This window comes from Halorubrum sp. B53, from assembly GCF_059752395.1.
On record NZ_MWTH01000006.1, the window covers coordinates 143,107 to 168,465 of the forward strand.

At 56.1% G+C, this 25,359-nt stretch carries 16 protein-coding genes and 3 pseudogenes; 8 read left to right on the forward strand and 11 right to left on the reverse strand.

Going from position 1 to position 25,359, the window contains the following annotated elements:
* Positions 1-334: 334 nt before the first annotated feature.
* From B4V06_RS05955 to B4V06_RS05970, 4 genes and pseudogenes are all read right to left on the reverse strand, one after another.
* The gene (locus B4V06_RS05955; RefSeq protein ID WP_498168307.1) at positions 335-1,801 is read right to left on the reverse strand and encodes an oligosaccharide flippase family protein; all 1,467 of its coding nucleotides are present in this window, start codon (positions 1,799-1,801) and stop codon (positions 335-337) included.
* Between the two features lie 364 nt (positions 1,802-2,165).
* Positions 2,166-3,536 carry a sulfatase gene (locus B4V06_RS05960; RefSeq protein ID WP_498168310.1) on the reverse strand — a complete coding sequence of 457 codons (1,371 nt, stop codon included), beginning with the start codon at positions 3,534-3,536 and terminating at the stop codon, positions 2,166-2,168.
* 126 nt (positions 3,537-3,662) lie between these two features.
* Entirely contained in the window at positions 3,663-4,334 is a 672-nt protein-coding gene (locus tag B4V06_RS05965; protein WP_498168312.1) for a sulfatase-like hydrolase/transferase, read from the reverse strand.
* 545 nt (positions 4,335-4,879) lie between these two features.
* Positions 4,880-5,706: pseudogene (locus B4V06_RS05970) on the reverse strand (IS5 family transposase).
* Positions 5,707-6,146: 440 nt separating this feature from the next.
* Here B4V06_RS05970 and B4V06_RS05975 point away from each other — a divergent pair.
* From B4V06_RS05975 to B4V06_RS06000, 6 genes and pseudogenes are all read left to right on the forward strand, one after another.
* A complete protein-coding gene (locus tag B4V06_RS05975) occupies positions 6,147-7,352 on the forward strand; it encodes a glycosyltransferase family 4 protein (protein ID WP_498168315.1) in 1,206 nt (401 codons plus the stop codon).
* A 119-nt stretch (positions 7,353-7,471) separates the two neighbouring features.
* Positions 7,472-8,587, forward strand: coding sequence for a glycosyltransferase family 4 protein (locus B4V06_RS05980; RefSeq protein WP_498168317.1), 1,116 nt, complete (start codon positions 7,472-7,474; stop codon positions 8,585-8,587).
* Positions 8,588-8,733: 146 nt separating this feature from the next.
* Positions 8,734-9,630: a glycosyltransferase family 2 protein gene (locus B4V06_RS05985; RefSeq protein WP_498168319.1), complete on the forward strand. Its 897-nt coding sequence runs from the start codon at positions 8,734-8,736 to the stop codon at positions 9,628-9,630.
* 163 nt (positions 9,631-9,793) lie between these two features.
* Positions 9,794-10,933, forward strand: coding sequence for a glycosyltransferase (locus tag B4V06_RS05990; protein WP_498168321.1), 1,140 nt, complete (start codon positions 9,794-9,796; stop codon positions 10,931-10,933).
* Positions 10,934-11,431: 498 nt separating this feature from the next.
* A pseudogene (locus B4V06_RS05995) lies at positions 11,432-12,654 on the forward strand (IS701 family transposase).
* 211 nt (positions 12,655-12,865) lie between these two features.
* The gene (locus B4V06_RS06000; RefSeq protein WP_498168324.1) at positions 12,866-13,819 is read left to right on the forward strand and encodes a hypothetical protein; all 954 of its coding nucleotides are present in this window, start codon (positions 12,866-12,868) and stop codon (positions 13,817-13,819) included.
* A 389-nt stretch (positions 13,820-14,208) separates the two neighbouring features.
* On the opposite strand, the gene B4V06_RS06005 is transcribed toward B4V06_RS06000, so the two are convergent.
* The 5 genes and pseudogenes from B4V06_RS06005 to B4V06_RS06025 all read right to left on the reverse strand — a co-directional run bounded on the left by B4V06_RS06005 (position 14,209) and on the right by B4V06_RS06025 (position 20,124).
* Positions 14,209-14,925 carry an FkbM family methyltransferase gene (locus B4V06_RS06005; RefSeq protein ID WP_498168327.1) on the reverse strand — a complete coding sequence of 239 codons (717 nt, stop codon included), beginning with the start codon at positions 14,923-14,925 and terminating at the stop codon, positions 14,209-14,211.
* Positions 14,926-15,108: 183 nt separating this feature from the next.
* A pseudogene (locus tag B4V06_RS06010) lies at positions 15,109-15,938 on the reverse strand (IS5 family transposase).
* Positions 15,939-16,173: 235 nt separating this feature from the next.
* Positions 16,174-17,571 (reverse strand): sulfatase family protein, encoded by a 1,398-nt coding sequence (locus B4V06_RS06015; protein WP_498168330.1) that lies wholly within the window; start codon positions 17,569-17,571, stop codon positions 16,174-16,176.
* A gap of 361 nt (positions 17,572-17,932) precedes the next feature.
* Positions 17,933-18,985: a glycosyltransferase family 4 protein gene (locus tag B4V06_RS06020; RefSeq protein WP_498168333.1), complete on the reverse strand. Its 1,053-nt coding sequence runs from the start codon at positions 18,983-18,985 to the stop codon at positions 17,933-17,935.
* Positions 18,982-20,124 (reverse strand): glycosyltransferase, encoded by a 1,143-nt coding sequence (locus B4V06_RS06025; RefSeq protein WP_498168336.1) that lies wholly within the window; start codon positions 20,122-20,124, stop codon positions 18,982-18,984. The genes B4V06_RS06020 and B4V06_RS06025 overlap by 4 nt, the downstream gene beginning before the upstream one ends.
* Positions 20,125-20,299: 175 nt before the next feature.
* Here B4V06_RS06025 and B4V06_RS06030 point away from each other — a divergent pair, with 175 nt between their 5' ends.
* Together B4V06_RS06030 and B4V06_RS06035 are read left to right on the forward strand one after the other, a co-directional pair.
* Positions 20,300-23,437: an oligosaccharyl transferase, archaeosortase A system-associated gene (locus B4V06_RS06030; protein WP_498168339.1), complete on the forward strand. Its 3,138-nt coding sequence runs from the start codon at positions 20,300-20,302 to the stop codon at positions 23,435-23,437.
* A 6-nt stretch (positions 23,438-23,443) separates the two neighbouring features.
* Positions 23,444-24,388: a DUF368 domain-containing protein gene (locus B4V06_RS06035; protein WP_498168342.1), complete on the forward strand. Its 945-nt coding sequence runs from the start codon at positions 23,444-23,446 to the stop codon at positions 24,386-24,388.
* A 189-nt stretch (positions 24,389-24,577) separates the two neighbouring features.
* Here B4V06_RS06035 and B4V06_RS06040 read toward each other — a convergent pair whose 3' ends face one another.
* Positions 24,578-25,006 carry a PIN domain-containing protein gene (locus B4V06_RS06040; protein ID WP_498168345.1) on the reverse strand — a complete coding sequence of 143 codons (429 nt, stop codon included), beginning with the start codon at positions 25,004-25,006 and terminating at the stop codon, positions 24,578-24,580.
* Entirely contained in the window at positions 25,003-25,311 is a 309-nt protein-coding gene (locus B4V06_RS06045) for an AbrB/MazE/SpoVT family DNA-binding domain-containing protein (protein WP_498168347.1), read from the reverse strand. Before B4V06_RS06045 ends, B4V06_RS06040 begins: the two co-directional genes overlap by 4 nt.
* Positions 25,312-25,359: the final 48 nt, after the last annotated feature.

Below are 25,359 nucleotides of genomic sequence, written 5' to 3' on the forward strand. Positions count from 1 at the left end.
CGCACGATTGTTCGTTCACGTCACACGCAACTAAAATAGAACAATAATTCGGTATAAAAGTAGGACTAAACTACGCCGGTACAGGTGATACCTTACCACTAAATCGCAGATGGAATCATGTAGAATAAAACACTGAACATTAAATTCGTTATAATAGTATTGGATTCAAGTATTATGTGGTGTTAGGAACAAGAATTACTAATATATTGCACGAGTCTGCTGAGCACAACGAAAATAGCGATGACAAAATTTGAGAAATATGAAGAACTCACGACTTCGGCCATCTCAACCGATAGTATCCATAGTGCTATATTCCGCAGATACAGATTAGAGTTTACCCTACAAACTCAGAGGCGATTCCAAGTATTCGGTCACGAATTCCGGAACTGATCGTCAGTAGAATCAGGAAATACGCAGCAACTCCCGTCAGAATAAGAATCGCAAGCTTTTGGATGACTGGCAGGGATATGGTGTTCCTTAACCACCAAACAACCGACCCCATTAATAATGCCGCGACGGATTCTGCAGCTAGTGCATTAACAGGGAGTATTTCCCAGGAGAGGTCCAACTCATCAAGGAGATGATAGCCAAGGTAAAGCGTCGCCAGAGAGATTCCAACTAGACTTGCTACGACTGCGCCGGTGACACCGACGGTAGGCACTAATAATAGGTCAAGCACGCCGTTAGCGACGACGAGAATGACCCCCGCCCGAAAGGTGGCGTCAGGACGATCAATTGCATTCATAGTTGAACTGAATACGGACCGGAAGCCGTCTGGTATTTGAATCCCGACCGCAATAGTTGCGATGATGGCTGCATCACGAAATTTGGGTGTATAAATGGTAACAATTAGCGGTTCCGAGATAACAGCCATTCCAACAGTAGCTGGAATCGCAAATATTGTCGAAAATATGATGGCGTCAGTCAGAATTCCCTTGATCTGTTCGGCGTTCCCATCGGCAGAGTGAAAGCTGATCTCTGGGAGACTTGAGGTCATAACGGCGCCTGAAACGATCGACAGTAATAGAGAGAACCGAAAACCAATTCCGTAGACACCTGTCGCAGCAGATCCGAGAAAGGAAGTGATAACAATTATATCGATGTTGTCGTAGAATTTGGTCGAAAATCCCGAGAGGAGTACATATTTTCCATACGAGATCATGTCTTTCACGTGCTCTCGGTCAATTAGGTCGCGAAGTTCGCTTCGAGATGGCAGGGGAATACCCATTACGAGTATGACGACTGCAGCGATAGATGCCAAACTCGCTCCGGCGAGAGCCCCAGCCAATAGGCCAAAGAGACCAAATCCTGCAGAGAGGAAACCAACTTGGAACACAACACGTGACGAGGTGTCTAGTAAACTGATACCGCCACTACGGCCGACCAACGAATACCCCTCAAGAATTGCCGACGCAGTATTTCGGATCTGGAGTGCCCAAAGCATCCCAACGACAAAGAGCACGCTCAGCCCTCCGTAATCGAAGTAACTGATGAACAACGGGGACGCTAACGCCACGAGAACGGTGGCCGCGACTAAAATAACCCCGGACAGTATGACTCCTGTAACCACGTAGGCCTCTGATTGGTCACCTTCGCTAACGCGCTTGGTAATTGTACCGTTGATTCCGGCGTTTGATGCCAACATAAAAAACGAAACAACCGTCTCAAACACATAAAACTGGCCGAGGGTGGTAGCCGGATCCGCAAGCGTCCGGGCGAAGTACATCGAAGCAACCCAAGACGACCCCAAAGCGAGGACTTTAGCGATAAACCAACCGACGCCAGACCGGGCGATTCCCATCGGTGTATCAATAGGTTCACAACAGGATTATAACAGTATTCGTTTGTGATTCCGTGAGTACTGTTATATATTCATCTGTAAGTAATTCACTAGTGTTATTTGATGGAATCTTCAGGGTTGTTTACGTTTGTCGGTACGGCTAATGAATCAAACAACTTCCTTACCTGGTCTTTACCACGGACTCTGTTTTTCAGTAGCCCAATTGTGATAAATATTTGATAAGAACAAAACGCCCGCGCGAAAGACCAATTATGTAGTTGGATGGCCACCGAGTGTCTAACATTTCGACAATCAGGAACGTACTATTTGCTACATCACCGGCATCTTGTCTTCCGCTGTCAGCCGACGGCGAGGTGGTCTCTTATCAGAGATAGCCGACATCTTGAAGTCGCTCGCGGACGGCGTCTGCGACCGCCTCGTCAACATCTTCAATCTCCCACGAGAGTTGCTCATCGACGAGTTTGCGCAACCGTTCGACCTCATTATTTGGGACTTTTTCTGTTGGGTCTCGTCGATGGCGAGCAATAGGCGAACTGTCCGACCGAAATTCGACAGTGTAATTGACCGTGCGAGCGACTTTCGCAGCGCGGTAGTACGGCGTGAAATCGAGGTCATAAGTTGATTCCAGTTCGGGCTTCGAAACATCGTGCTGACCCATTTCAGCGAACACCACGTCGTGTTCAAAATCACTCAGTAAAGAGTGACCAGCCATTTTATCGACAGTTTCGCGGTGGTTATCAAGAATATCGACCGCATCGAGTACCGTCGGGGCCACGTCTACTTGGGACGCAAGGCGATCATCTCGCCCTGCCTCCAAGTCAGGGTGGTACAGCAGGAACGGCACATCAATCAGCGAAGGATGTAACGAGTTACGGTGAGCAATATAAGGAGGTTCCGACGGCTCATTGAACAGTTCACCGTGGTCGGCAGTAATCATCACGGCAGTTTCATCGAGTAATCCTTTCGCCTCCAAACGGTCAAACAGACGCCCGAGATTCTCATCGACCCAGGCAACCTCGCGGTCATACAACCGACGGTTCTCCTCGATCGCCGACTCATCTACATCAAGGTCTCCGTAGTTGTACCGTATGTGGTAGTCATCTGCTCGCCACGCAAGTTTACGAGCCGCGTTGCTCACGTCGCCAGCCTCGCCAGTAATTGGCTTGTACGGTCGGTGGGGCGAAAACAAGTTGGCGAAGGCAAACGACTCCCCTGGCTCGTTGATTGCGGTAACGAGGTCGTCGACTGCCCACCGTGTTCGATAGTTCTCCCGGAGAGCATTGACGAACGAGGGAGAAACGGCGCGGCTGGGAGTGCGCCCAAGTCCAACCTCGGCCCAAGTTTTGAACAGTCGTGAGAGTTGACGCGGTTTCGACATCCGGTGAGTGTTTTGCCATTGATCCCAGCCGCGGTCACGAAAACCGGCCTCCCCTGCCAATGGCGGCGGGATGTTGATACCATGTGCCCGAACACCACTCTCACTGAGTAGTTCACTCAACATCGGCGAGGAGCGAGATAGCGACACGGTCGGCTCCAAACCACGATGGATCGACGGATATTGACCTGTTAGCATCGACCCGTGAGTGGGCATTGTCCAGCAACTAGCCGCAGTGAAATCCTCGAAAACAACGCTCTTCTCAGCGATGCGCGACAAGTTCGGAGTGTCAGCATCATCGTCGTATGCTGAGACCGCGTCTCGCCGAAGTGTATCAACGATTACGAGGAGAACATTCATATCCCTAGGGAGTTCGGGTGGAGATTTAACTCTTTTAGATCGGTCACAGGAGTATAGAACCGAATCCCTACCGAAAGGCCCTGAGTCCGTTGTGAGTGCTGACTGTTTCCTAACGAAGGTCCGGACTCAACCAAGATACCCAACTCGTTCCATCTGTTTACGAACAGCATCGCTTACTTCGAGTGAACTAATATTCCATTCTAGACGCTCTTCGACAAGCACACGGAGGCCCTCCATTTCACCGCTAGGGACCGACGCGTTTTGATCCTGTCGGTCGTGGGCAACTGTCATACCATCTGGCCGGAACCGAACCGTATGGTTAGGCGTTCGAGCCACCTTGTACGTCCGCTCGTACGGCGAAAAATCAAGCTCATATCGTTGTTCGAGATCCTTGTCGGGTGACTCCATCGCTGCGAGTTCAGCGAAAACCGTTTCGTGTTTTGACTTACCAAGCAGCGAGTGGCCTGCCATCGTACTGACGGTGTCCTGGTGATCGTCAAGGACACCTGCCACGTTAAGAATTGTCGGGGTAACATCCACTTGCGAAGCGAGTCTATCGTCACGTCGTGGCTCCAAATTAGGGTGATACAGGAGAAACGGTACGTCGATCAACGCTGGATGGAGTGAGTTCTGATGTGCAATACGCGGTCGATCGTTTGTCTCACCGAACAGTTCGCCATGGTCGGAAGTAATTATTACGGCGGTTTCTTCGTTGAGACCACTCTCTTTGAGTCGATTGAAAAACCGACCGAGTTTCTCATCGACCCAGCGGACACCACCTGCGTATAGCTTCCACAACTCATCAATAACGTCATCGGGCAGATCGGGATTGCTCTAGTTGTACCGATGCTGGTAATGATCTTTCCGACGAGATATTTTCCGGGTCTCCTCCGAGACATCCAGAATACCGGGCGGAAACGGTTCGTAGTCGCGGTGGACCGCGAACAGATTCGTGAAAACAAATGAGTCACTCGGCTCGTTGATCACGTTGATGATCTCATCAAGTACCCACCGTGTCCGGTAATTTTTTTTTCGGACCGACAGTATCTAAATCAAACGCGTAGCGTGGACGCTCCATGAGTCCTTCTTGTGTCCAAACTTTCAGGAGTCGAGCGAGCTGTTCGTGCTTCGGGTCGGTGTATGTGTTGTGCCAGCGGTCCCAGCCGCGGTCACGAAACCCTACTTGTCTATTCAGTGGGTGAGGAGGGTTGAGACAGTATGTTCGGTACCCGCTCAAATGCAGTATTTCACTGACAGTTGGTACCGATGGAGATAATCCCTCATCGGACCTGGTCGCCTTATGAGTCGAGGGGCTTTGGTGAATCGCCAGAAGGCGTTTGATTTCACTGTTTCACGGCTCGCTTGATGTTGTAGACCGCACACATCAAAACGATCTCACGAAATTCGCGGTACCACGCTCGGGCACGCACCGCGTGGCCGAGCGTCCGCTTGATTGTGGAAAAGACGGTCTCAGACAGTGCTCTTTGGCCGTATAGAGACCCATCGATGCGCGCGTTATGCGCGTAATGGATGGGTCGAAACTCGCGGTGCTTAATCAGCGGTCTCACGTCCTCTTCGCGCAATTTCTCGCGTAATCGTTGCCAGTCGTAGCCTTTGTCGGCGGCGAGGCTGGCAATCTCGCCCGCGTTGCGGAGGGCGAGTTGCCAGCCGATCTGCGTGTCGTGACGTTTCTCGGTCGTGCAGTGAACGTCAAGCACAGCTTGCGTTTTTGTATCGACGAGCGCGGTCGTTTTCAGCGTTTGAACGCGATAGTTCGTCCGGCGGCAGTAGTGCTTGCTGGCGGTTTCGCGGTCGAAAAACGTCGCGTCCATCGCAGCGTGATCGGCGGTGTCGTGCAGCTGTGCCGACAGCCGCAGCAGCACTCGCCAGACTTTCATCTCGAACCTATCAAACGCTTTACCAAAGTTGAGTGATCAGGGAGATCGCCCGGATCAAGGCCGATCTCGGCCACTATTTGTGGCATCTCACTCAGCAGATCAAGCGCCTCGCGGTAGGATTTTTCTAGGTAAATCCGGAGACAGTGGAGCGAAACAACGGCGTAGTCGGCGAAGCCCCCACCCCCTTCGGGGGCGGCGGCTTCGCCTCGGCCACCAACAGCATTTTTAGCTAACGTGACCGCCTTGCTCGTGAAGCGGGAGATCTTCGACATAGGCATCGCCGATTTCCCGCTTCACTTCCTTTGATTTGGCGACCTATCTCGTCGTCTTACAGCGATTCACCAGAGCCAGTCGAGGGGTACTCACCAGTAAGCATAGAGGCGTGAATCGGCATCGTCCAGCAGCTAGCCGCGGTAAGATTATCAAAAGCGATGCTCTGCTCGGCTATTCGTGATAGGTTTGGGAGGTGTCAATTTTCGCACCGTACGGCGATATTACATCGCGTCGGAGCGTGTCAACGATAATTATGATTACGTTCATGCTTAGACTCTCGCGAGACATACTCATAAACACACCAGTCGAGAGTGACGATCAGTAGCAGGGAATTCAGCGATCAGCCACTAGTGTGATCGAAGTTAGCGAAGCCTTCCGGGGTAGATCTGCGCCCGAATTCCGAGTACTTTTAACCGGCTACCAAGTTTTTATATATTGAATGCGCGTCGTCGTGGTGGGTTATCCGATGCTCGCAAAGCGCCAGTGGCAGCTCTGTTCTCGTTTCGAAGCTGCTGGGGTGGATACCCATATTATCGTCCCTAACGGCTGGCCGCCGATTCCCGCGGAAGACCACCCACCGAACGACGCCCCTTTTATGCTCCACAAGTGTCAATCACTATTCCATGGTAACATGGCGCGGTATGTTTTTCCCGGGCTACCGCGACTTCTCTCACAGATCAATCCGGATATTGTACTCACACATGGTGAACCGTGGTTCGTCGGCACACTGTACGCTCAGGTGGCAGCGGACCTCGTTGGCGTCCCACACGTCGTGTTTTCGTGGGAGAATTTGAATCACGTTCCTCAATCACGAATACAGCGGAAAATTGAAGATCTGGTACTCAAACGAGTACACGGCCTCATTACCGGGAGCAATGCCGCTGCCGCTCGTATCCGTTCGCGCGGATTCAAGGGACCCGTTGCCGAGGCACCCCAATCTGGCGTGAACACCGAACAATTCGCACCTACGCCGAATCATACGTTATCTAGTAACAATAGCACGACCGAGCCAGGTGACCCAAGCGATCGGCTTCCATCGGTTTTCAATTCCGATCCCGGCGAGCGGATCGTCCTCTACGCCGGCCGGCTTGACCGTGAGAAAGGCGTCGAAACACTGCTGGAGACAGTCCCATCGGTGCGTGAGTCGGTCTCTTCAGCGCGGTATACCCTACTCGGCGAGGGCGATCTCGAAGACGAACTTCATGACGCCGCCGATACCGAGCGGCTATCAGGTGCAATTGATCTTGTCACTGATCGTCAACCGTACGATCTGATGCCAGCCATCTACCGGACGGCAGACGTGTTCGTTTATCCCAGCGAAACGACAGACGAATGGGCTGAGCAATTCGGTTATAGCGTTGCGGAAGCTATGAGCTGCGGTATCCCTCCGGTTGTCTCCGACTGTGGATCGCTCCCGTGGGTTGTTGGCGACGCCGGGACCGTCGTTCCAGAACGCGATTCTGAGGCATTAGCCCGTGGCATTGTCGATCTCCTGACCGACAACGATCGCCGAAAGCAACTCAGTTCGGCAGCGCGCAAGCGGGTCATCTCGAAGTTCGGTCTCGATTCCGTGGCGGCGACGCAGTTAGCATTCCTCGCTGACATAGCTAGCGAACCAAAGCCGTCTCTCGCCAAGTTACAGTGAACAGATCTATCTCCCGACTACTGAGCTAAAGCTGGGCAGCCTTGGCTACACAAGGAGTACAAGCCACAGTATACTGTTCATTTCCGACAAGGTCAAGCCTCATCCCCTCTCAGATATCGATGATGAGGGTCGCAGTTCTCTGTCGGCGGTTAAGCGACAACACGCTCGTCAGGTCGTATCTCCTGTTGAAAGCCTTACCTGACGCGAAAGTTGATGTCTACGGACTGGTCGACGATCGAAGCCTTCACAGCTACTTCGACTCTGAGCGATTTACTTTTCATACCGTAGACACCAAAGGATACGGCGACTGGGATGGTGAACCGACGGTGCCAGATCGGCTCCGGAGGCTATCGAACCAAGGAACTGATTCCTTCCGATTGTGGGCACATTATGCTTACAGCGCCCCTGCTCCGGACGTCGTCGTCGTCGCAAGTGGCTGGAAGGGGAGTGTTGGAGCTGGCCTCCTAGCAAAGCACCTTGGGCCGTGGGATGTGCCGGTTATCGTGGATATCTTTGACCGCACAGAGTGGGCAGAAATGCTACCGTTTGACCCGTTGTCATCCTTCGACGCGGTGGTAACAAGTAACCGTCCGCTGGCAGAGCAACTCAACGGGACCGCACTTCATACGCCGGTCGACACCGAACGGTTTGACCCTGATCGGTACGACCGCGAAGCAATACGCGCGGAACTCGGATTTGATGAGGATGAATTTGTTGCCGGGTTCATCGGTACTCCTCGCAAAGCGAAGGGAATCGATGCTCTCGTCGATGCTATTTGCGGCGCGGATGACGGCATACGTGGATTAATAGTCGGACCGGCGGACAACAGCTATGGCGAGCAACTGAAGAGGCGAGCAACCGATGATATTGTCTTTGTTCCGTCGGTTCCTCACTCTGAGGTTCCGCGCTACTACGCGGCATTAGACGCACTAGTGCTAGCTCAGCAACGCCTGCCAGACTCGGAGTATCAGTTCCCGGCGAAGCTCTCAGAAGCGATGAGCATGGAAACCCCAGTAATTGCCACCGCTATCGGAGACATCCCACACGCTGTCGGGGATACCGGTGTCCTCCTCGAGGAGCCGACAGCCGTGGCGATCCGCGAGGGAATCGATGCGATTCGTAACGAATCGACAGAGTACGGAGAGCGTGCCCGGTCTCGCGCTGTTGAATCGTTCAGCGCCAACGCAGTCGGTGCCGAACTCTCCGAGCTACTAACCGATTTACTCCTGAGCTAGCGGGCCCTTCTTACCACATGACTTTTAGCCGTTGCCGGATGGTTCCACGTATGATCACAAGTTGTCTGTCCGGTGCGTGTCAAATTTCTTGCGCGTCAGTCGGATTCTCCCCCGATAAAGTATCACACCCCTCTCGATTGTAGTTAATGTCATTTACAGACGAACGGCCCCGAGTCGCCGTAGTCGTCCCGACGTACGAGCGACCGGAGCGACTCCAAGCCACAATCGAATCTGTATGTGATCAAACCGTTGACGACTACGAGGTGGTCGTCGTCGACGATGGATCGAGTGACGACAGTCAGATAGAGATACTCGACTCGTTGAGTACACGGTTTAATCGAGTTCGAGTGATTAGTCAGTCAAACGCGGGCCCCGCTGCCGCCCGCAACCGTGGCTGGCGGTCGACCGAGGCTGAGATAATTCTATTTACCGATGACGACTGCGTAGTTCCGCCGGATTGGATTGAGTCTATCGTCACCGGATTCGAGTCAGGTGTGGGGGCTGTCGGTGGACCGCTACTACCTACCGAAGAGGCACTTAAACGGAGCGTCTTTGCTAGGCACCACAAGTACCGGGTCAGATATGTGTACGAGGTCCCCGATGGGCCGACCATCGGCGGGAGTGACCTCCCGATGGGAGCGACGGCAAATATCGCGTATCGGCGCAAGGCATTGGAAGCCGTCGACGGCTTCGATGAGACGTTCCCGACGGCCGCAGGCGAGGACGCAGACCTCCAGAAACGCGTCGCAGCTTCGGGGTATCAAATGAAATTCGTTCCCTGTGTCGTCGAACACAATGACGAGTACGATTGGCCCTCCTTCCGGTCAAGGGCGATCCGTCACGGCTCCGGGGCCTACTATATGGATCGCGCTCACGGGGAGCCACGACCGTTGTGGAGAATCGTCTTGGGGCTCATCGCTGCGCCGCTGGTTATCGTTTCTGCGACCACCGCTACTGGAGACCCAGCGGTTGGCGCGGTCGCGGGAGTCGAACGCAGTTTAGCTCGGTACGGTGAACTCCGTGCCGCACTCAGCGATAAGTAGCTGGTACGAAATGCTGTCGGCCAGAAGGGAGTTTAATGGGAAAGAGTCGGAGAATTATTGACGCTATCTTAACAGAAACTGGGCAGAGATGGCTAACAACTCATCTATTTTCGGAATCACCTAATAGAATAATTTTATATACAATTGTCGTCAGTTTCTGGTCGTGACTGGCAAGGTAGTCTACTCCTTCGGCGAAGAGCTATGTGGATCCGGAATTGGCCGTATCGCATGTAATGCGGTTCGGGGCGCGAACCGGTCATCTCTATTATCGCAGGTCTTGACCTTACGTACGGCCGACACCAGTGGGATTGACGCACCTATCAAGAAGGTACCATTTGGTGGTGTTATTGACCATTCTCCGTTGTACTATCCGAAGAACACCCTGTACGATTTCTTAGCTAGCAGGTACGTCAGCGATATCGACCTGTTTCATGGATGGAACGATATGTGTCTCCGGTCCCTCCGTCGAGCTAACGCGAAAGGAGCGATAACCGTCGTCGAGCGAGCCAGTACCCACCCAGAGGCTCAGCGAGAGTTGGTGAACAGGGAACGAGACGATTACGGTGAGGGTCACATTCCGATCGCCGAAAGAGGGTTCCGGGATCGTAAGCACCGCCGGGCAATAGCCGAACTTCAGGAGTGTGACGCAGTGTTTGTTCCGTCGACATTTGTAGCTAATACGTTCCGTGAACGAGGGTACAGCGAAGACGATATCTTTGTAATTCCGTTCGGCGTCGATACTGATCAATTCACACCGCCAGAAGACCCGGCTCGACCAGACGGCGAGTTCACTGCGCTGTTCGCTGGAACGATCTCACTTCGGAAAGGTATCCAGTACCTACTTCCAGCTTGGCAGAAGGCCGACGTGGGTGGTGAACTAATACTTGCTGGTGAAGTAACTGATGCGGCGTCACCCATCATCGCGGAGTACCGTGATGATCCTTCGATCCAGTTCGTGGGCTGGGTTGACGAAATGGCGCAAAAATACCGAGAGGCAAATGTTTTTGTCTTTCCGTCTATCGAAGAAGGGAGCGCACTCGTGAGCTACGAGGCGATGGCGTCCGCTTTACCGTCAATCGTCACCCCTAATGTCGGTAGTCTCGTTGAGAACGGCGAACACGGATTAGTCGTCTCGCATCGTGATGTGGATTCCGTTGCCGACGCCTTTGAGTCACTCGCTTCTGACCCTGATAAACGCCGTCAGATGGGAACGAACGCTCGAAAGAAGGTCGAAGATTACACTTGGGACCGATACGGCGAACGTGTTGCCGGCGCGTATCAAGAACTGCTTGACCGGCGCTAACTGGGTGTTGTCGTCCCGGCAGCCGCTTATCGATACGAGTCTTGCTCCGCAAATTTTCTTGTACGTATCTAAATTGTTCGAGACAGTCAGCAACCTCACCACACACTTCACCAGTTCGGTTAGAAACGTTATTCGGTGCTATTCCGTCTACGAGGGTAGTCGCTGAACGACGTGTTTGTCTCTGATCCACCTCACCGGTGCCGTGCTGTCCATTAATTACGGCAATGCCAGTATAGAGTTATCGACGAAGAACCGACCATTTCGTCGGATACCACACCTAAATACTCTCGGAGTTTGTCGGGACTAACACTGTATGTCTCAGTAAGTATTCCACCCTATTGGTTGGAACAACCTGGAACAATATCAAACGTGCTTTGGGGAATATCAAACACTATCATTTTGGCTATTGTAATAATGTTAGAACAGAACCGCCAACAACTGGACCACTCAGCTTTGCACGTTGAAGTAGGAGGGTGACGTAGGCGGTGGCAAGGACGGATGATGCCGATTACGGATTTCTTATCGTGCACGCACGTGTTCGATGAGTTCGACTCGCTGTCACCGGCTCAACGCCATCATGCGAAAAGTTACGCCACAGGTCTTGTTGCGGCCAGCAACAAGACCGTGGCGGGCATCGCACGCGAAGTCCTTCCAGCTCAGGGGAAACGCGCCCTCAACAAGTTCCTCACCGAGTACGACTGGGACGAACAGGAGTTCAACCACGAACGCCTCAAAGAACTCCAGAAACACGGTGAAACGCGCTGGTCACAGGATGGCTACATCATCCTCGACGATACGATCACCGAGAAATCTGGGGACGAAGTCCCCGGCGTCGGTCACTTCTACGATCACGCTGAAGGCGACACTGTCTGGGGCCAAGACCTCATCTACGCGTTCTACGCTGACGACAAAACCGCCTATCCGCTCACCTTCCGCTCTACGAACAGCAAGACGATGATGACCAAGACCACGACACCAAGTACGATCTCGCCCGCGAGATCGTTACCGAACTCGAAGAAGAGGTAGGTGTCCGCCGGGACACCTACCTCTTCGACTCGTGGTTCGCTCATGACTCCGGCCTTTCCGAACAGATCGAATCCTACGGCAAGGACTGGATCGGCCCGCTCCGGAGCAATCGAAAAGTGACCTACGCCGGCGAAGAACTCCGCGTCGATGCGCTGGCAGAACGCATCGACACGGTTGAACGCGAAGTTGACGAGGAGCTCTATGACATCTGGACGAAGAAGCTTCCCGTCTCCCAGTTGGGAGACGTGAAGCTGGTCATCGCCGAGAAAGAGACCGACGAAGACGAAGAGAACCCGATTAAGTACCTCGCCACGAATAAGATCGACGCACCGACACCGCACGTGATCCGCTCCTACGGGATGCGGTGGCGCATCGAGACGTTCTTCGAGGACTCGAAGCAGGATCTCGGCTTGGGAGACTGCGAGATGCAGATCGACGAAGGTGCCAGTCGCCACTGGCACCTTCTGATGGCCGCCTACAGTCTCGTTCGTCTTGATCCCGATTCGAGCGCCTTGGGAACGGTTCGCTCGAAAGCGTCATCGCTTCGAGCGAATCTCGAACACTCCCTGAAAGAAGCCGTGTACAATCTTCTCTCGTGGGTTCGAGACAACGATGATCGCGGCGTCGATGACCTCATGGAAAAGATCGACCACCTCTTCGTTCACTCAACCTCCGACGCTAACGTGCAAATCTGAGTCGATCAGACAGATTGGATCATATAGAATCACCTCGCGTGAACACTACGGATGAGGCCATTCCAACGACAGATGAATCCCGCACCTACGGGGTATGATTTCAGAACCAGTCAGCCACTCCGATTCACAACTACCTGAAGAACTGTGGATAGCGACCTGATTGTTGGAGAACCGCGCCGTTTAAAATGTAGTATGAAACACGTACTTTCGAATGTCGCTGATGGATTGGATTTCGATGACTGCCGACAGATTCACTCAATTACCTGTAGAGGACGCTATCCGTCTCGGAGCGATGGAATTGTGGGTCGGTGGACTTCGACGAGCCCGAAAAATACATACCCTGTTTCCTACTGAGGAACCCCACTGGGATCGAGATTTCGAAGTACTTTGTATTCTTGATGCCTGCCGGGTTGATCAAATGAAGGATGCATGCGATCGCACAGAATGGCTTCCACCATCAGGTTCCGTCGACACACTATGGTCGGTCGGTAGCACCTCTAAAGAGTGGATGGATGGAATGTTTGGGTCGGATCACTACGACAAGATGGAAGATACGGCGTACGTGACCGCGAACCTCTTCATAGAGGACTTCGACATCGATCAGTTCGGTGTCTGTTCTATTGTCTCGGGTGAATACCACGACATCGGCGACATCCGTGCGGTAGACCCACGAGAAGTGACAGATCGAGCGATTCACGTGTGGCGTAACCGTGATCAATATGATGTCAACCGGATGATCGTTCACTACATGCAGCCCCACACCCCGTTCCGGTCACGCGAAGAGTGGTTCTACGGCGGTGATCTACTGGATACGAACTGGGGCCACGGGTTCTATGAACTCGCCGCTGGACGTCTCCCACGTGACGAATTTCGCGAGGCTTACTGGGATAATCTCGACTGGGTCTTGAAACACATCAACGTGCTCCGACAGAACTGTGATAGTCAAATAGCTTTGTCGGCTGACCACGGGAATGCGATGGGCGAATGGGGCACGTACGGGCACCCTCACGGCGTTCCAGTTCCTGCTGTGAGATCGGTTCCGTACCTCCACATCAACGGGAGCGATGAACGTGGATATGATCCCGATTTGGAAGAGGAAGATCTGTTCGGTCGAATTGATCCCGAGCATGTCAAAAATCATCTCTCGGATCTCGGATATCGGTGAATTGCTTCCGGATACACAATTCGGCGAGAATTTTCAAGTAAACAGATTCTGGGTGAAGAGAGATCCTCGGTAACTAGTTCTAGTAGTACTCAACCGCTATGGCTAAATATATCTATAAATTGATCAAATCAGCACGTAATTCATATACCTATCTCATCAGCAACCTGAGTGTCACCTCTTCACTCCAAGTATCTAACTCGATACAACCATTATCACTGCTGAGTGGGTCGAATAAAAGTATAGAGCGGTCGATTTTTTTGACTGGCTCATCCTTACCTTATTTCAGCACTACCCACATAGACGGTTCCAGTGACCTAGTCAGGGTCCAGAGCGACGACAGGGTTCGCGACTGAAGAACAACCCGGTTCCGCCAATGTCGTTTGTCATCATTACTCAGGTCGGATGGCCCGATATAGAGGATTTACCCTGTCCACCTCGATCGGATCTAATTCGAACGAGAAGTTGTCAAGGAAGTCCTCAACCTCCGCCCAGTCGGTGTTAAACCGGTGGTAGTGGTCTGGATGGGGTTCGACGTAAAGCACTCGAACTTCATTCAGGAGGTCACCCATACCGCGGAGGACTTCGAGTTCTGCGCCTTCAGTATCAATTTTCATTAGATCTGGCGAAGGAAGTGGGTTCGGGGAAACAGAGTCCCCTCGACGGATATTGGGTTCGTCCGTGCTTCCTTGAGACTCGCCCGTACATGTGATCGACATATCATTATTTAATCTAACGAACCCATCATAACTTCCGAGAGCGTGTTGTCGAATAGTTGCCTCCACTCCGTTTATTTCGAGGGTTTCACGAAGCCGGTTAATACGGTCCGAACTCGGCTCGAATGCGACAACGTTGGCACATCGCTGGCCGAGAAAGGCCGAATAGCCGCCGTCCGCACTACCGACGTCCCAGAACGTATCGCTTGGCTTAATGCGTTTAAGCGCATCGTAAACGACCGCTTTCTCTCCATAGATATCACCGCCGTGCTGCCAGTATTTCCACCCGTCAGCTTTATTTTTGACCGGGAATTCTGCGGTTGTATCGTTAAGTGTTCGTTTGATCGTGTTTCGGCCGACACGAAGCCGCAGTCCCCAGTAAGCGTTACTCATGAGGCTCCGAGCCGTCAGCTCAGTTTTATTTTGTATCGTGACCATAATTTACTATATGTTACAATATCCCAACAGAAGCATAAAAATGGATGCCTCAAATTACTATCTTTGATATTGTAGCTCCGCATGTAAATCAGATATTTAATCGAACGGCTGTGTTGAATCGCTGTAAGGCGGAGAGATTCACGGTGTGACGAAGCGTTTGATGTTAAGACGACACACATCAGCGCGATTTCGCGGAACTCACGGAACCACGACCGCGCTCGCACGGCGAAGCCGAGCGAGCGCTTGACAGCCGAGTTCACGGTTTCGGTCATGGAGCGCTGATTGTAGCGGTTATCGTCGATCCTGGCGTTGTGCGCGTGGTCGTACGGAGCGAAGATGCGGTGCTTGATCAGCGGTCTGATCCCGAGCTCACGCAGACCTTCGCGGAGCGATTGCTTGTCGTAGCCCTTATCGGCCGCAAGAGACCGCAGATCGCCCGCGTTCCGGCGGGCGATCTGCTCAGCGAGGTCCGCGTCGCTTCCTTCCCGATTCGTTGAGCAGTGAACGTCAAGAACGGCTTGCGACGCTGTATCGACGAGTTTCGTGACTTTGAGCTTCTGAACGCGGTAGCTGATTCGCTGGCAGTAGTGGCGGCTCGCTGGTGAGCGGTCGTAAAATGTGGCGTCGATCGCGGCGTGTTTAGAGAGATCGTGCAGCTGCGCCGACTGGCGCAGCAGCACTCGACAGACGCTCATACTGATCCGATCGAACGCCTTACACAACGTGGACGGCGCGGGGAGATCGGCCGCGCTGAGGCCGATATCCTCGGTTATTTGTGGCATCTCTTTGAACAAGTCGATCGTCATACGGTACGATGGATCGAGGTAAATCCGGAGACAATGGAGGGAAACGAGTGCGTAGTCGGCGAATCCGCCGCCCCGGACGGTGGCGGCGGATTCGCCTCCATCGCCAGTAACTCTTTGAGCAACCGGCACAACTTCCCCGATGAAGCGGGAGATCTGGGTCATGAACAACTGAAGTCTCCCGGTTCAATTCCTTTGATTTAGCGGCCTACCTCGCTGCCGTATGGCGATTCAACACAGCCAATCGAAACTAATATAATCATTTCAAGTATGTACCTCATAAAACTCGCTTCTCTTCCAAGAGGGTAGTGGCCGCGCGATGGGTCCTCTGGACGCGACAAGACGAACAGACTGTAACGTTAGCTTTTGTCGGTTATCAGTACGATACGCAGACACAATATCACTTGTACCCGAGCGCTTCTAATTGTGCCTCAACATGTTTATCGCTTGTCTCACCGCCATATTTGGCCGCTGTATGTGGATCATGGTCTGTTCTTTCCGCTTGGGAAATATGATCAGAGAGGAACGTATCGAACTCAGAGATGACCTCAGGATACTCGTCGCTCACGTCCGTCGTCTCACCGGGATCAGCTTGGAGATCGAATAATTCCGAATCCAGCGGTTCGTCGCCTTTACGATCCCACCAGATGTACTTCCATCGTTCCGTCCGGACGCCGAGTGGGTCGCCGTGGCCGATCACTTGTCGCCGATCAGACCACTCCTCGTCGTCATCGATCAGGCGTCGGAGCGATGTCCCCGAAAATGGTTCTTCCTCGTCTGTGGTGATCGGTTCACCAAGAAAGTCGAGGATGGTGGGGGCAATATCTATCTGGCCCACCTGTTCATCAATACGGTGGGACCCGACTCCGGGTACTCGGATCACGAGGGGAATCCGGAACAGTTCCTCGTACAGTGCCTTATAGTGGCCGAACCCGCCGTGTTCGCCCAGTCCCTCACCGTGGTCACTCGTAACGATGAGGATGGTATCATCGTATAGGTCGCGGTCGCGGAGACCGTCCAGCAGTCTGCCGAACTGTTCGTCAGTGAATCGGGTTTCGGCGTCGTATAACAACCTGAGCGCTGAGACATCGTCATCGGTTAACTCCTCGGGTGACTCGTTCATCAGGCGGTTGACTCGGCGCTGAGTTCGAGTCGGGATCGGGTCAGCTCCGACTTCGGCGAGTCGGTCGTCGTCTTGATAGAACGGATAATGGACATCCATGTAGTGGATCCATGAAAAGAACGGGGCCGACGAGTCACGGTTGTCGAGCCACGAGAAGAACCGCTCGTTTACTTCGTCGGCCGGGGCATACGGTCGCTCGCCCGTCGCGGTCAGGAGAAAGTAGTACACCGGCCGGAGGATGTCGTAGAGTCGGGAGTCTTGGCCGACTATTGAACTTATTCCCAGTCGGAGTCGTTCAAGCACAGAGTGGGAGGTGTCAGCGCCACCGTCCGTATCTCCTCGGAATTCATTGAATTCATCGAACCCGATACCGTATCCGTAGCGCTCGAAGAGGTGAGGGTTCGAAGTGAACGCGACCGTGTCGTATCCCGCGTTCTGAAGTCGTCGAGCCAAAGCAGGACGACGGGGAGACAGCGTTGAGCACCCGCCGTACAGCATCGGATACGTTCCAGTAAGGATTGCTGGGAACGCAACAGGAGTCCCCTGTCCATGTGTGATCGCTTGGCTACATTCGATCCCAGACTCGGAAACTGCGTCAATTTCGGGGGTGAGACCACGATCGTTCCCGACTCGATCGTTCCTGAGAGAGTCAATCGTGACGAGTAATACGTTCATGGCGCCTGATTGCTATAGTCTCGATATAAACGTTCTGGAGATGGAACAGTCCAACCACTACGTGGAGCCAAAGGTGACGAGAACACGTGATAATTTCACTGTCAAGGCCCGTCGTTCACGCCAGATGAGAGGAAAACATCTGCTTGGGAAGACCGTAACCCAACCAAGTAAAACACATCGCATGGAAGACATGATGCGAAATTAAAACGGATTTACTTGTTTTGTATGTTTACATGTTTCACGCCACTCACAGAGAACTTGTATTCATATTGTTGTTTTACTGCGGTCATCTATCATATTACAATAGTCTAACTCTACGAAACAGCGTAAAAATCTGGATTTCTTTGTCATATTTAATTCATTATCGACCACTATTAATTAAATATATTGACTCTAATTTGTGGATGATCTGTTCCCAGTCTTGAACTGGCTTGGTAGGCCCATCCAAACTAACACCTTGACGAACCGCAGTGGCGATTTCACTCGAGGTTGTTCGTTCGATATCAATACAGTCGTCTCGATCTGCCCAGTCTGACAAGCCTGCGATACACCGAATAACACATGGTGTGCCCGCAGCTAGTGCCTCCGCGACAGTTATTCCGTATGCTTCAAACTCTGACATTGTTACGTAGACTTCTGCGCCAGCGTACAGACCGGGCAATCGGCTATCATCGACGTATCCAAGAAAATCGACCCGATCTGCCACAGCCTCGTCACGCGCAATTTGTCTCAATTGCTCTCTGTACGGACCGTCGCCAACGATCACCAATTGGTAATCGGGGAGTTCCGGAAGTGCCCGTATAACGTGTTGGACGCCTTTGTACTCCTCAAGACGACCAACGCACAGTAGATACAGACACTCCCGCTGTTCCGGCTCCGCGTTGGCGAATCGCCCGACGTCGACTCCGTTCGGAATCACTGTAGTGTCGATGTCGAAATCTTCCTGTAAGCGGTCTTGTTCCCAGTCGCTGACAGCAACGATTTTATCTGCCTGCTGGATTGCCCATCGACCGAACGGCCTGTAGGCCGACAGCAAAACATCTCGGAGACGGCTCGCACTCCCACCGTGGTAGTGTGTGGTTACGACAAAGCGATCAGAGGTAGTTCCGAGTGCCGCAAAAAATAACGGAAACGCGTGATAATTGTGCGCGTGGACGACATCGGCCTCGAAACGGCTGACTGCTAGCGCCAGTTGTGGTGCGACATAAAATGCACCATCTGTACTTAGTGACCGAAAGCGGCGGACACGAACACCACTGTCTGTCGCCTTTGAGGGCACATCGCTTCCAGCGTCGGCGCTGAACACAGTCACGTCATGACCGCGGTCCACGAGCCGCGTCGCAATCTCTCGAACGTGCGTTTCGACGCCCCCGGTTCGCGGCGGATATCGGTGCGTAACAAACAGTATCTTCACTCGAACGCCTCCCGGAGCTCCGAGTCCACTTCCCACGTCCCGTCACCCTTCCCGCGCAGCAGTTCTACGCTCGCGCGCAGTAACGACACCTGCGTGTCGAACAGCGAGTACAGCGCCTGCGCCGGACCGAGCGCGTCACTCTGCCCGAAGTAGGTGAATAGACCGACGGCGACTGGCAGCGCGATCGCCGCCCAACCGACCGTCGCGACCGCAGCGACCATCCCAACCACCAGCGTCAGCGCCAACAACCACGGCGAGGCGATCATGAACCACCAGTTGAACGGCAACACCGCCTGCCCGTACTTGCCGTACCTCCCGAGTGCGTCCCGATGCTGGACCAACAGTCGGATCAACCCCATTGCGCGTCGGTCCTTCTGCTTGCGTCGCTTCACGAACTCCGAGTGACTGGCTTCCTTGTACCGTACCGCAGGATCGAAGATCACGCGTCCGCCCTGTCGCCGGATCTTCAGCGCGAGCTCCGTGTCGTCGGCCAGCGAGCTCGGATCGATCGGCAGCAGTGCGTCGTTCTCAAACGCAGAGAAGGGCCCGTGGAATATGAGTGTCGAGTCGAGGTGCGACTCCAGCTGCTGGATGTGTGACTGTACGCCCCGATATCCCGACTCCACCTCGCTCCCGCCGAGGACCTCGACGTTCCGTCCCGTGACGGCGTCGACCTCGTCGTCCGCGAGGTTCGCGGCCGCTTCGCGGAGCACGTCCGGTGGCAGCTTCGAGTCGCAGTCCGTCTTGACGACCATCTCGTTTTGTGCCGCCTCGTACGCCTCGTTGAGCGCGGGCGCGAGCCCCCGGCGCTCGTCCTCTTCGATCAACACGAGATCGGGCGCGTCTACGTCTCGGAAGTACTCGCGGATCAACGATCGCGTCTCGTCGGTCGACGAGTCCACGACGACGAGCTCGACTTTTGCCATCGGGTAGTCGAGTTTGAGGAGGTCGTCGAGCTTCGCCTCAATAATTCGCTCTTCGTTGTACGTCGGGAGGACGACGCTCACCGTGGGCTCCGCCGGCTCCTTGGCGGCGGGTGAACCCTCCGGCCGGACCCACGCGTACAGCCCGAGGAAGGCGAGGTACGGCGCGGCCGTCACGCCCAGAAGGCCCAGCGCAGCCGCCGAAAACACGTTCATACGCCGGTGTTGTCGGCGCCGAATAAAAAAGCACCTTCACGAAGTCTTTCTGCTGAACTCCCGCAGACTGTCTTCACGACGACAATCTGACCCCAGCGATAGCACGACGTGTACAAGTCTATTGCCGGCCGGTATATAACAAGCCTTATGGAGGTTTTGGAAGTGACTTCGTGTAATGAGTCAGCAAACCGACGCCGTCGGAGACGACGGGGGATCGCCCCTCGACGTCCTCCGGCGGTGGTATCACGTCCTCATCCTCCTCGGGGCGTTCGCGTTCATGCTGTGGACCCGCCTCCGCTCGTACGGTAACTTCGTTCAAAACGGCGAGGTGTACTTCCGCGGCAACGACGCGTGGTATCACCTCCGCGAGACGAGTTATCTCCTCGAGAACTGGCCGAGTACCCTCCCCTTCGACGTCTGGACCGGCTTCCCGGTCGGTAGCCAAGTCGGCCAGTTCGGCACGCTGTGGGACCACATTATGGCGGTCAGCGTCTGGATCGCCCGCCCGATCATGGGCAGCACCGAGGAAGTCATGCTCATCATGGCCCCTATCGCCGGGGCGCTAGTCGCGATTCCGACGTACTTCATCGCGCGTCGCCTCGTCGATCGGTTTGCGGCCCTCGCCGCGGTCGTCGTCCTCGCGCTCCTCCCGGGTACCTTCTTCAGCTACAGTCTCGTCGGCTTCCCGGACCACAGCGCGGCCGAGGTCCTCTTTCAGAGTCTCGCCGTCCTCGCGTTCCTCGTCGCCTTCGCGGTCGCCGAACGCGAGGCGCCCGTCTGGGAGCTCGTCGTCGACCGCGACTGGGACGCACTGAAGCGTCCGACTGCGTACGCGGCCGCGGCTGGCGTCGCGCTCGGCCTCTACATATGGACGTGGCAGCCCGGCGTCCTGCTGGTCGGGATCACCGGCGTCTTCCTCGCGGTGAAGCTCACGAGCGACACCTACCACGGTAGAAGCCCCGAACCCGTCGCGTTCGCCGGCGCGGTCGCGATGGGCGTGACGGCTCTGATGCAGCTGATCCCGCTCGACACGTTCTCCTTCCAAACCACTCAGTACTCGCTCCTCCAGGTCGTCCTCCCGCTTGGCGTCGCCCTCGGCGCCGTCTTTCTCGCGTGGCTCGCTCGTCAGTGGGAGTCGCGCGACCTCGATACCACGACCTACCCGCCCGCGGTCGGCGGCCTCATCCTCGCGTCCGCGGGCATCGTCTGGCTCGCGCTTCCGTCGCTATGGTCGACACTCACAGGTAATCTGCTGAACTTCGTCGGCTACAGCGCGAGCGCCGGACTCCGCACAATCGGCGAGGCCCAGCCCCCACTCCAGAACGCGGCCTTCTCTGATTTTGTCCTCTCGCAGTACGGCTTCGCGTTCTTTCTCGCGCTCGCCGCGATCCTCTACATCCTCGCGCGCCCCCTCTACCGCTCTGACGACACAAACCACACCCTCTACATTCCGGCCGCGCTCGCGGTCGTCGGCTCCGTCTACGCAGTTCCACAACTGTATGGCGCCATCGGCGGCGTCGTCGGCGTGAGCTGGCAGGTGGTCGGGCTCGTCATCGCCGCGGCGTTCCTCGTCGGCGCGACGTTCCTCGTCGAGTACGACACCCAAGAGCTCTACTTCGTCGTGTGGGCGGCGTTCATCGGGAGCGCCGCGTTCACCCAGACCCGCTTCAACTACTACCTCGCGGTGATCGTCGCGGTCGGCGCGGCGTACTTCCTCCAAGTGGCCCTCGACGCAATCAGCCTCCACTCACTTGATGACCTCCGCGACATCGAAGGCTGGCAGGCGATGACGGCGATCGCGCTCGTCGTCGTCCTCATCGTCCCCCTCGTCGCGATGGCGACCCCCGTCTGGGCCGCCGGCGCGAACACCGGCCCCGGGGGCGTCACCCAGTGGGACGGCAGCCTCCAGTGGATGAACGACGAGACGCCCACACCGGGCGAGCTCGAGGGCGCGGACAACCCCATGGAGCTGTACGGCACCTACGAGCGCCCCGACGACGGCGACTTCGAGTATCCGGAGGGCGCGTACGGCGTGCAGTCGTGGTGGGACTACGGCCACTGGATCACCACCCGCGCCGAGCGCATCCCGAACGCGAACCCGTTCCAGCAGAACGCGGGCGAAGCCGCTGACTACCTCCTCGCGCCGACTGAAGAGGCGTCCCGCGAAGTGCTCGCGAGCCAGAGCGAAGAAGGGGAAAACACCCGCTACGTGATGGTCGACTGGCAGATGGCCTCGCCGAACTCCAAGTTCGGCGCGCCCGTCACCTTCTACTCGGGCAACGAGACGCGCTCCGATTTCAACCGCGTCCTCTACCAGCAGACCGAGCAGGGCGGGTTCCAGACGGTGATGCAGGTGAACACCCAGCGGTATCACGAGAGCCAGATGATCCGCCTGTACGAGCATTACGGCAGCGCGGTTGAGCCCGAACCGGTCGTCGTCGACTGGGAGACCCGGACTGCCCAGACGCAGAGCGGCGAGCAGGTCGAAGTGAACACGCTCCCGGCCGACCCGACGACCACAATCAAACAGTTCGACAACATGACCGCAGCCCGGGAGTACGTCGCGGAGGACGGCAGCGCTCAGATCGGCGGCGTCGGCACGCTCCCCTCCGAGCGCGTCACAGCCCTCGAACACCACCGGCTCGTCCACGCCTCCCAAGCCAAGGGCCAGTCGCCCTCGGCGCTGCAGGTCCGCGTGCTCCAACAGCTCCTCCCCGAAGGGACCAGCGTCGAGGATATCCTCGGCGAGTCGTTCCTCGCGGCGTTCCAGGACGACTACGTGAAGACGTTCGAACGGGTGCCTGGCGCGACGATCGAAGGATCGGGCGCCGAGCCCGGCCAAGAAGTTGAAGCGACCGTCGAGATGCAGAAGGCCTCCGGGCAGACGTTCGAGTACACGCAGTACGCCGAAGCAGACTCCAACGGCGACTTCGAGTTCACGGTGCCGTACTCCACGACGGGGTACGACGAGTTCGGCCCCGACAACGGCTACACGAACACCAGCGTGCGCGCGACCGGGCCGTACACCGTCAGCACCGAACAGGTAACCGGCGACGATCTGTACACCACCCAGCGCGTCGGCCAGGTCGAAGTGACCGAGGGCCAGGTCGTCGGCGCGGACGACGCCGCGGCGACGGTCGAGCTCGAAGAAGAGGTTATCGACTGTCCGAGCGGCGACCCCGACTGTCCGGTCGACGGGAGCGGCTCTAATGGCGACGGCGGCAACGAGAGCGCGACGATCACGCCCGCGAGCGCGGTCGTCGCGGACGCGACGGCGACCGTCGCGACGCCCCGCGACGGGACGAGCGCGTAACCAGCGATGGCCGGCCTCCGGGAGTGGGCAACGCTGTATCTGAAGGGGATCGCGATGGGGAGCGCGGACGCGGTCCCCGGCGTCTCCGGCGGCACCATCGCGCTCATCGTCGGCATCTACGAGCGGCTGATCGCGGCCGTCACCGCGATCGATCCCGGACGGATCCAACGGATCCTCACGGGCGTCCGACCCACCAACATCCCGGACGCGCGCGCCGCGTTCCACGAGATCGACGGCGCCTTCCTCCTCGTGCTCGGCGCGGGCATCGGCACGGCGGTCGTCGCCGTCTTGAGCGGCGTCAACTACCTGCTTACGACCCAGCCGGTCGCGACGTACGGCTTCTTTTTCGGGCTGATCGCGGCGTCGGCGGGCGTCCTCCTCGGCGGCGTCGCGCTCGACACGCCCCGTCGCAAGGCGGCGGCGGGCGCGGGCTTTCTGCTCGCCTTCCTCGCGTCGGGGTACGCGTCGACCGCGCTCGGCAGCTCGCTGCCGGTCGTCTTCGTCGCCGGCGCGGTCGCGGTCAGCGCGATGGTGCTCCCGGGGATTTCCGGCTCCCTCCTGCTGGTCGTGCTCGGCCAGTACGAGTACATGTCGGGCACCGTGAGCCGAGCGGTCGACGGGCTCGTCGCGTTCCTCACCGGCGACGGAAGCGACGCGCTCCTCGCGACCGTCCCGCCCGTGGTGGCGTTCCTCGCTGGCGGCGTCGTCGGGCTGTTCACGGTTGCACACGCCATCCGCTACGCGCTCACGCGGGCCCGGGCCGCGACGCTCGCCTTTCTCGTGAGTCTGGTGGTGGGCGCGCTCCGGGCGCCCCTCGTCGAGGTGTCGGTCCGCCTGGCCGAGAGCGGCGAGACGTGGCGCGCCGCGGCGCCGCGGTTCGCGCTCGCGGCGGTCGCCGGCGCGGCGTTCGTGCTCGTGTTGGACCGGTACTCGGCGGCGATCGAGTACTAACTACGGAGTCAGAGGGAGCTTGAGGCGTCCGGTAACGTGTTCTACCGTGTGGAGGTGTACAAGACGACTGGCCCGGGGCTTGGCTCCGGAGTGGGTTACTGACAGTCGGCAGCGGGCCGGTGAGCCGCAACCAACGCGCGTCGAACTCTGTGCAGGCGACGAGCTAAACAGAGAAGCTACCTTACCCAACTACGCCGGTTCGGTCCGGAACCGAGTGATCGGGACTTCAGTAACATCGTCGTAATCACCATCGGCACCGACGAGCAGCGTCCCGCCGACGTGTGCTGCGGTCCCGAGCGCGAAGGCGTCGCCGAGCGCCGGAGCGTAGCCAAATTTGAACTCGGCCGCCAACGGCCACGTGTGTTCGGTATCGATTCGACGGATGCCGCTTTCCTCAAGCACATCGACGACGGCATCGGCACGTTCCTCGCCGTCGATTGCCCGGACGATATAATGGACTTCGGCGAGATTAACAGCCGAGATGTAGCCGTCTGCTTTGCCTTCAACGGCGTCGACGTACGCTTCGACGGTGTCGCTCCCCGGTTCATCACAGAAGTAGGCGATGAGTGGCTCGGCGTCGAAGACGATCGACTCGGGAGGTTCAGCGTTGCTCGTCACGCATCTCCCTCGTCGTCACTGACGTAGCGCTGCCGCAACGCCGCTTCGCTGGCGTTGTCCGCTTCGCGTTCTTCTCGAAGGCGCTCGGTTGCCGAGCGCCCCTGGTCGTCGGTTTTGTCTTCCAGAATCCCACGCAGGTCTGTCACCGAGTGGATAGGACGCACAACGATGTCGCCCTCCTCGGTTCGAACGAACTTCACACGGCCGGGCGTGTCGATACCCAACTCCTCGCGAAACTCTTTCGGGATGGTCGCTTGTCCCCGCGACGACACAGAGACCACCTTTTCAGACTCTGCTTTACTCATACTATTTTCTATCATTACTTTTTCTCTGTCATACAAAAGGCTAACGTC

What these genes read in the sequence shown, in the direction of transcription:
- B4V06_RS05955 (WP_498168307.1), bottom strand. Translation starts at nt 1,801, where the DNA reads ATGGGAATCGCCCGGTCTGGCGTCGGTTGGTTTATCGCTAAAGTCCTC.
- B4V06_RS05960 (WP_498168310.1), bottom strand. Translation starts at nt 3,536, where the DNA reads ATGAATGTTCTCCTCGTAATCGTTGATACACTTCGGCGAGACGCGGTC.
- B4V06_RS05975 (WP_498168315.1), top strand. Translation starts at nt 6,147, where the DNA reads ATGCGCGTCGTCGTGGTGGGTTATCCGATGCTCGCAAAGCGCCAGTGG.
- B4V06_RS05980 (WP_498168317.1), top strand. Translation starts at nt 7,472, where the DNA reads ATGATGAGGGTCGCAGTTCTCTGTCGGCGGTTAAGCGACAACACGCTC.
- B4V06_RS05985 (WP_498168319.1), top strand. Translation starts at nt 8,734, where the DNA reads ATGTCATTTACAGACGAACGGCCCCGAGTCGCCGTAGTCGTCCCGACG.
- B4V06_RS06000 (WP_498168324.1), top strand. Translation starts at nt 12,866, where the DNA reads ATGTCGCTGATGGATTGGATTTCGATGACTGCCGACAGATTCACTCAA.
- B4V06_RS06005 (WP_498168327.1), bottom strand. Translation starts at nt 14,925, where the DNA reads ATGAGTAACGCTTACTGGGGACTGCGGCTTCGTGTCGGCCGAAACACG.
- B4V06_RS06015 (WP_498168330.1), bottom strand. Translation starts at nt 17,571, where the DNA reads ATGAACGTATTACTCGTCACGATTGACTCTCTCAGGAACGATCGAGTC.
- B4V06_RS06025 (WP_498168336.1), bottom strand. Translation starts at nt 20,124, where the DNA reads ATGAACGTGTTTTCGGCGGCTGCGCTGGGCCTTCTGGGCGTGACGGCC.
- B4V06_RS06030 (WP_498168339.1), top strand. Translation starts at nt 20,300, where the DNA reads ATGAGTCAGCAAACCGACGCCGTCGGAGACGACGGGGGATCGCCCCTC.
- B4V06_RS06035 (WP_498168342.1), top strand. Translation starts at nt 23,444, where the DNA reads ATGGCCGGCCTCCGGGAGTGGGCAACGCTGTATCTGAAGGGGATCGCG.
- B4V06_RS06045 (WP_498168347.1), bottom strand. Translation starts at nt 25,311, where the DNA reads ATGAGTAAAGCAGAGTCTGAAAAGGTGGTCTCTGTGTCGTCGCGGGGA.